1 protein-coding gene is annotated in these 262 nt (G+C 67.9%); it reads left to right on the top strand.

Annotated features, from left to right (window positions below; genetic code table 11):
* A partial coding sequence (locus CH341_RS32820) for a hypothetical protein (protein WP_146604798.1) occupies nt 1–262 on the top strand: 262 nt, incomplete at both ends.

Here is a 262-nt window from a genome sequence, read left to right as displayed (position 1 = left end):
TCGATCCGGAGCGCAACGACCTTCTCTTCGAGCGCTTCGTGTCGCGCGACCGCGGCGAGCCCCCCGACATCGACGTCGATTTCGAGCATGAGCGGCGCGAGGAGGTGATCCAGTGGATCTACGAAACCTATGGGCGGCACCGCTCCGCCCTCTGCGCCACCGTCATCCGCTACCGCTCCAAGGGTGCCGTGCGCGAGGTCGGCAAGGCGCTCGGCCTCACCGAGGACGTGACCGCCGCCCTTTCCTCGCAGATCTGGGGCTG

The sequence above is a fragment of the Rhodoplanes roseus genome (assembly GCF_003258865.1).
GTDB lineage: Bacteria > Pseudomonadota > Alphaproteobacteria > Rhizobiales > Xanthobacteraceae > Rhodoplanes > Rhodoplanes roseus.
The sequence above is the reverse complement of the archived record's forward strand: the minus strand, read 5'-3'. Positions and strand labels throughout refer to the sequence as shown.